Here is a 6,960-nt window from a genome sequence, read left to right on the forward strand (position 1 = left end):
TGCCGCACAGGATGTAGCGGCAGGATCGGCAGCTTGTCAGGTTTTTTCTGTGGCAGAGGATTTGGCAGTGCGTTTAGCGGCACGAAACTGTGTGGTTTTAGCCTCACGTTCAGCGATAAATTTTTGGCTCAACGTACTTTCAACCGCATTAAAGGTAAATGGCATATCCTGCGCAGCTGGGCTCCAGCTGGCATCGATTTCCTCGCCCGTACGCTTGTTGATGAGCTTTACCGCAGGCTCATCAACTGGATCAAAACCGCCCCATTTCATTCCCCAACTGCGTAATGCCAATAAAACGGCGTCCAGTTCTTTGCCTTTCTCCGTGGCATGGTATTCAAATCGTTTAGGGCGTTCGCAATAAAGGCGGCGTTCCAGCACGCCTTCACTCTCCAACGCCTTCAGACGTGTTGATAACAAAAATGAGGACATCTCCGTTTGCGCCTGTAAGTCATCGAAGCGGCGCACGCCTAAAGAGATCTCCCTCATGATCAGTAACGTCCAGCGGTCACCGACCACCGATAGCGATCGTGCGATCGGGCAGACGCTTTCGCAAATAGTGTCCCAACTCATAAACGTAAAATCTCCGACTTTTTGCCTGCAAATATTATAGCTTGACGCTTCACGCGAAGTCACTTCATAATTTGAAGTGACAAATCAACACTCTCAATGCACCACTTAAAAGGAACTTTCGTGAAAACTTTTAGCGATAAAAAAACGCTGCTTCTTGCCATGTTGCTGTTACCGACCAGCTTACTCGCCCAGCCGGTGGCTCAGGTTAAAACCCAGGCCCCCGGCTATTACCGCATGATGCTTGGCAATTATGAAGTCACCGCGCTATTAGACGGTACCGCCGTTCTGCCGATGGATACGCTGCTGCAAGGCGCGCCGGTCGATACCATAAAACGTCTGCTCGCGGCACAATCTCTTTCTACTCAGGTTGAGACGCCAATTAATGCTTTTTTGGTCAATACCGGCACTCACCTGATCCTGGTTGATTCTGGCGCAGGCGAATTTTTCGGCCATGCCGGCGGGCATTTACTGCAAAATTTGCGCGCCAGCGGTTATTCACCGGAACAAATTGATACCGTGCTGCTGACGCATATTCACTCTGATCACATTGGTGGGGTGAGTAACAACGGCAAACCGACGTTTGTAAACGCTAGCGTGTATGTGAATAAGCTAGACGCTGATTACTGGCTGGATCCGGCACACAGTGCTCAGTCTGCAGGCGAGGAGCAAAAAGCATTCAAACAGGCCAGCGATGCGCTGCAACCGATTGTTGCTGCGGGGAAATTGAAAACCTTTAGCGGTGAAACACAAATATTACCGGGCGTGATGGCGTTCCCTGCGGGCGGCCACACGCCGGGTCATACGGTGTATCAGTTTGACAGCGAAAACCAAAAATTGCTGGCCTGGGGTGATTTGGTTCATTCAACGGCGGTGCAAATGTCTCAACCTGAAGTCACCGTAACCTTTGATGGAAACAGCATTCAGGCCGAAAAGTCGCGTGAAAAGATATTGCGCGATGCGGCTGATAACCATGAGTGGATCGCCGGTGCGCATCATGCCTTCCCCGGCCTGGGCCATGTCGTTAGCGCGGCATCCATTAATAATCATCCTGCCTATCAATGGATCCCCGCTAATTACACTCTGCAAGGTTTAAAACCCTGATGCGATCTCTGAAATTATCGCCTTCATCGAAGGCGATAATTTTGCCAATCACCCTTCCGCCGTTACCGGCTGAAAAGTTCGGCGATTAAGGCTGGTGAAAATCACCAGCAGCGCCATCATCCCCAGCTCAACGCCGAGCGTGCCGGTAATCGCCGTCAGATGATTACCGTGCGCGTAGATCTGCGTGAAGACCCCGCCGAGCAGCATCGGACCTAAACCCAGCGCCGATTGCTGGACGGTAGAAAGCACCGCGCTGCCGGCACCCGCCTGGTGATGCGGCACACCGCTCATGCCGATGCGGTAGAAGGTACTGACGATAAACGACTGGCCAAAACCAATCAGCACCGTGGCGGGAATCAGCGTGAAAATGCCGACCTGCGGCCAGGCGAGTTGTAACGTAGCGATCAGCACCAGCAGGCCAACCATCTGAATGCCGCAGCCCATCAACAAGGTTGCGCGCTTGCCCAAACGCTCGACGACACGCGTCGATTGCATCGCGCCAATAAAATACGCTACGCCAAGCGCAATGAACGCGTTACCCGACTGGAACGCCGTCAGCCCTAATCCGGCCTGCAACGTCAACGCCACTGAGAACATAAAGCCGCTCCAGCAGGAGAAGAACAGCACCGCCAGGGTTAAACCAAAACGCACGCTTGGCAGACGCAGCAAAGAAGGTGGCAGCAGCGGCGCGCCTTGTGCCGCTTCCAGCCGCAGCGAACTCTGGCGCAGACGATGCAGAAACAGCGGGAACAGTACCAGCAGCAAAATGCACGGCCACGACCAGTGCAGCAGCGGACCCAGCGCCAGGGCCAGCATCAGACAACCAATCGCGCCCGCCAGCAGCAATGTGCCGCTAACATCTACCGGCACTCGCTGGGTGTTCTGAGTTTCCGGCACAAAGCGGCGTGCGGTGATCAACACAAACAGGCAGATCGGCAGATTAATCAGGAACACGCTGCGCCAGCCGTAACCGCCAATGTCGGCTTTGATAAGAAAACCGCCCAGCACCTGACCGATGATAAATGCCAGTCCGCCAATCCCACCGTACAAGCCGATAGCGCGCGCGTGCGCTCTGCCCTTTAGCGTGATGTGCAGCGTAGCGAGGATTTGCGGCACGATAAAGGCTGCGCCCACGCCCTGTAGCGCACGGGCAAACATCAACAGACTGACGCTGTTAGCGATGCCGCATAATAAAGATGCAATACCAAAGATCCATACTCCCGCGAGGAATACGCGACGGCGTCCGTAGTTATCACCCAGACGTCCGCCCATCGCCAGACAGATGGCAAAGGCAATGCCGTACACCGCAACGATTAACGCCAGCTCAATCGCAGTGGCCTGTAGCGTGTGGGCCATCGCGTCCAACGCCACGTTAACAATTGAAAAATCGATCATGGGCAGCAGTTGCCCGGCAAGCAGGACCATCAATCCTGTGCGTTGTAGTTGCGATGTTTGCATCGGTTTTGCCCTTGTTTTTGGTTGCTATACCACATAGCATCACCTAACCGTTAAACGGGTACCAGTTCTTGTTTATCATGGTATAAATACTACCCGCTTCGTCTAAGGATCTGTTTATGAGCCTGGCATCCGCGCCTGTTAGCGCCGAACATAACAACCGCAAATTACTGGGGACTTTTCTGCGCACGCGGCGCGAAAACCTTGACCCTAATCGTCTGGGTTTGCCGCGCATGCGCCATCGCCGCACGCCGGGTTTGCGACGTGAAGAGGTCGCGCAGTTAGCGGATGTTGGCGTCACCTGGTATACGTGGCTGGAACAGGGGCGGGATATTAAGGCCTCGCCGAAAACCCTGACGGCGATTGCAGCCGCGTTGCAGTGCAATGATGTGGAAACCCAGCACCTGTTTTCGCTCGCCGGGCATTCGTTGCCGTCGGTGCGCGTTGCGGCGGCCTGCTGCAAAATCGCCGCACATAATCAGCAAATGCTCGACGCCATCCAGTTGCCCGCCATTATTGAGACGCCGCGCTTCGATATCCTTGGATACAACGCTGCATGGTGTGCGCTGATGGGCGTCGACCTGGCCGAAATCGCGCCGGAAGATCGCAACTGCATCTGGCTGGCGTTCAACCATCCGGTATGGCGTAACGTCATTAGTGACTGGGATGAAGTGATGCCGCAAATGGTGGCGATGTTTCGTGGGCAGATGGGCGAGCACCTTGGCGATCCACACTGGGAAAGCTATCTTGCCCGCTTATTGAATAGTTCAGATGAGTTTGCCCACACCTGGCAGCGCTATGAATTGGGCCAGGTGGAGAACCGCGTGAAACGTTTCTACCGCGCGGAAGTGGGTGAACTCACGCTGCGGCAAAATAACTGGTGGTCGGCGTCGCGCAACGGCGATCGACTGTTGGTGTATGTGCCGGACGATGAAAACAGCGCCACGGCACTGCAACAGCTGATCAAACCCTAATCGACTACACCTTGCCCGTCAGCGCCGGAATCGGTGTTTGCGGGCGAGCGCCCTGCTGGCGGGTCAACAAGATCTGTCCCAGCAAGCTATCTTTGTTCACCACGCCATATTTCAGGTTAGTGTCGAGATATTTACGATCAAACCCCGTCAATTTGGTCAGCGGCGGCAGCACCGCAGGCAAACGATCCACCATCAACATGCGGCTCAATTTAACCGGACGCCACTCCACCAGGCTCTGATAAAGCAACGCGCTGGCTTCGCATTTCCGCAGATAGAAGTTGTATTGATTGTTTTCGCGTAACGCCTGCTGCTGTGCGATATACACCACCAGATAATCGGGCGGCGTAATGCCCTGCACAATAGTTTCATAATCAGGCAGCGCGAGCAGACGACGGAAAAACTCATCGGCACCGACTTCCACAATCGGGCGGAAGAAGTGCAGCCAGCGCGCTATAAAGGCGTTATTTTTCGGCGCGGCAAGAAACCAGGATTCAATCACCGGATAGGCTTTATCCAGCGTGGAGCTTTCGCGATAAAACGCGATCAGGTCATAACGATCCGCGCTGTTCACCGCCAGCAACTCATCCATGGTGCGATTGAGAATAATGGTGGCATCCATCCAGATCCCGCCGTAGCGATGCAGCAGTTCCAGCCTGATGACATCACTTTTGTGTGAAGGTCGCATATCCTGATGCACGAAGTGCAAACCCGGCAGGTAGTCCTGAATATTCAGGTTATTAATCACCGTAACCTGATAGCCGGGATTTTCGCGCACGATTTTATCGACAAAAATCTGCACTTCCGCCGGCAACGTTTCACTTTCCCAATACATCCAAATCTGACGCGGTATGGCTGCAGGTGCCGTCTGGCGCGGCAGCAAATTGATATCCTGCTCCGCAGCCGGATTGTAGTCAGGTAGCGTTCTGCGTTTGGTAAGCTTTTTCTCTGCCAGTAAACCTAATGAGACCAGATGGGTTTTGAATTTATTCTTTTTCATGGTTTCTCCAGCAGCACGGCCGCTAGTGACTTAATCATTGCTGTTAAAAAAAGGCGTGCATTAGCCCTACGGCAAAGGGTCGTAGATAGCTGATAAAAGCCCGGAAAATTGAGACAAAATTAACAAACAGCACCCGGAACGACAATTTAATAAACGGGTTAAGCGTCACTTTAAGAGAATACGTAGAACTGTGGGGTCGCCGCGCCCCTGGTTTGTGAAACGTTACGCAAAGCCGAACATCTTACAAGAACGGTTAAAATTAATACTGGATATATAAACAGTGATACGTATACTAATTCAACAGCCAAAGGGCTAAGTGAGTCTGCAAGAGGTGATAATGATGATGATCTCAACCGAAAGTCTGTCTGCTTTGAATACATCCTTGTTGATGGGCAGTCGTGAAATTGCCAGGGTCACAGGCATCACACACGGTGAAGTGAAACGCCTGATTAAAAGCCTGGAAACCGCCCAGCGTCTTTCCCAGCCGCTGACGGTTAATCATTATGAGCATCTGGGTGAAATACGGCAGGAGTTGCAGCTCAATAAGCGGGACTCATTGTTAGCCGTGGCGCGACTCTCGCCCGGCTTTACTGCGGAAATACTCGATCTTTGGCAGCAGCGTGAACAATTTACTCATCTGCCCGATTTCACCAATCCGGCCGAAGCGGCCCGCGCCTGGGCGGAACAGTTTGAACAGCGTCGCGCTGCCGAACAGCAACTTGCGTTATCTACGCCTAAGGCTGAATTCTTTGACCGCTTTGTCGAAGTTGAAGACTCGCTCGGCTTTCGTCAGTTGTGCAAAATGCTGAAAGTGAAGGAAACGGAGTTTCGTGAATTTCTCTTAGCGCGCAACATTATGTACCGTGAAAAAGGCACGCTGGCACCACAGCAGCATCATATGCAGGCGGGTTATTTTACGCTGCGATCCGGCCGCGGCGAAAATCAGCATGCGTTTTCGCAGGCACGTTTTACCGCTAAAGGCGTGAAATGGGTGGCGAGTTTATGGGCGGGACATATGTCGGACCAACCGAAAGGTGTCGCGGCCTAGATGCGCATTTTGCGCATCAGGCTTGGCACGTATGACGCACCTGACGGTCTCGTCGGGTGCGCACTGGAATAATTACAGCGTCATCAGCATCTCGTGCCACGCCATTCCGCCATGATCGGACTCGGACGGTTTGATGTATTGATATCCCCACTTTTTATACAGCTCAACGTGCTGGGTTTTACACATGAGGTGAATGGTTTGCTTGTTCATCAGCTTCATGCGCTCAATAAACTGGCGCATTAGCAGCGACGCATAGCCTTTGCCCTGGAAAGCAGGATCGAGCACTACTGACATAATCACCGCATTGGGTGCCGCAGGATCGTGGCCGATAAGCTCTTTGAAATCCTCATCCGACATCACCACGTCCCACGCACAACCCGCATTGATAAAACCGATGACTTCACCGTCTGCTTCCAGGCACAAAAAGCCCTGTGGATATTGCGCGATGCGGGTAGCGATTTTCTCGTGCGTTGCCGCCTCATCACCTTCATAGGCTTCAATTTCAATCGCGTAACAACGATCCACATCTGCCCGCTTCGCTTCTCTAAACACTAACGTCGACACAACTAAACCTCATCGTTTTACTTCTGAACGACGGTCATTCTAACAGGCGAGGAGAATAGGCGTGCTGATTGATCTGCTTGCTGCATATAAAGTTACCTGGTCGCCATGAATGGCGACCCTACAGGCTGAGGGATCCCCAGGAATATTGTTAATACACATACACGATATTCCTGTAATTCCCGGCCAGCCCGGCCCGCGCCTCTTCAATATCCAGTTCTCTCACGCTGTCCGGTTCCTGCCTTATCGCGTTC

At 53.0% G+C, this 6,960-nt stretch carries 7 protein-coding genes; 3 read left to right on the forward strand and 4 right to left on the reverse strand.

The window, feature by feature from the left end; translation table 11 throughout:
- Positions 1 to 36: 36 nt before the first annotated feature.
- Positions 37 to 570: a helix-turn-helix domain-containing protein gene (locus AC790_RS05910; protein ID WP_049851193.1), complete on the reverse strand. Its 534-nt coding sequence runs from the start codon at positions 568 to 570 to the stop codon at positions 37 to 39.
- A 120-nt stretch (positions 571 to 690) separates the two neighbouring features.
- Here AC790_RS05910 and AC790_RS05915 point away from each other — a divergent pair, with 120 nt between their 5' ends.
- Positions 691 to 1,671, forward strand: coding sequence for an MBL fold metallo-hydrolase (locus AC790_RS05915; RefSeq protein ID WP_235440729.1), 981 nt, complete (start codon positions 691 to 693; stop codon positions 1,669 to 1,671).
- Between the two features lie 48 nt (positions 1,672 to 1,719).
- On the opposite strand, the gene AC790_RS05920 is transcribed toward AC790_RS05915, so the two are convergent.
- Positions 1,720 to 3,129, reverse strand: coding sequence for an MFS transporter (locus AC790_RS05920; RefSeq protein WP_049851195.1), 1,410 nt, complete (start codon positions 3,127 to 3,129; stop codon positions 1,720 to 1,722).
- Between the two features lie 116 nt (positions 3,130 to 3,245).
- On the opposite strand from AC790_RS05920, the gene AC790_RS05925 reads away from it, so the two are divergent.
- The gene (locus tag AC790_RS05925; RefSeq protein WP_007891173.1) at positions 3,246 to 4,100 is read left to right on the forward strand and encodes a helix-turn-helix transcriptional regulator; all 855 of its coding nucleotides are present in this window, start codon (positions 3,246 to 3,248) and stop codon (positions 4,098 to 4,100) included.
- A 4-nt stretch (positions 4,101 to 4,104) separates the two neighbouring features.
- Here the strand turns inward: AC790_RS05925 and AC790_RS05930 are convergent, their stop codons facing one another.
- Positions 4,105 to 5,097: a glycosyltransferase family 32 protein gene (locus AC790_RS05930; protein WP_049851196.1), complete on the reverse strand. Its 993-nt coding sequence runs from the start codon at positions 5,095 to 5,097 to the stop codon at positions 4,105 to 4,107.
- A 340-nt stretch (positions 5,098 to 5,437) separates the two neighbouring features.
- Here AC790_RS05930 and AC790_RS05935 point away from each other — a divergent pair, with 340 nt between their 5' ends.
- The gene (locus AC790_RS05935) at positions 5,438 to 6,145 is read left to right on the forward strand and encodes a phage antirepressor KilAC domain-containing protein (RefSeq protein ID WP_200902258.1); all 708 of its coding nucleotides are present in this window, start codon (positions 5,438 to 5,440) and stop codon (positions 6,143 to 6,145) included.
- A 72-nt stretch (positions 6,146 to 6,217) separates the two neighbouring features.
- Here the strand turns inward: AC790_RS05935 and AC790_RS05940 are convergent, their stop codons facing one another.
- Positions 6,218 to 6,709 carry a GNAT family N-acetyltransferase gene (locus tag AC790_RS05940; protein ID WP_049851198.1) on the reverse strand — a complete coding sequence of 164 codons (492 nt, stop codon included), beginning with the start codon at positions 6,707 to 6,709 and terminating at the stop codon, positions 6,218 to 6,220.
- Positions 6,710 to 6,960 lie beyond the last annotated feature (251 nt).

It is taken from the genome of Pantoea sp. RIT-PI-b (genome assembly GCF_001187905.1).
Classification (GTDB): domain Bacteria; phylum Pseudomonadota; class Gammaproteobacteria; order Enterobacterales; family Enterobacteriaceae; genus Pantoea; species Pantoea nemavictus.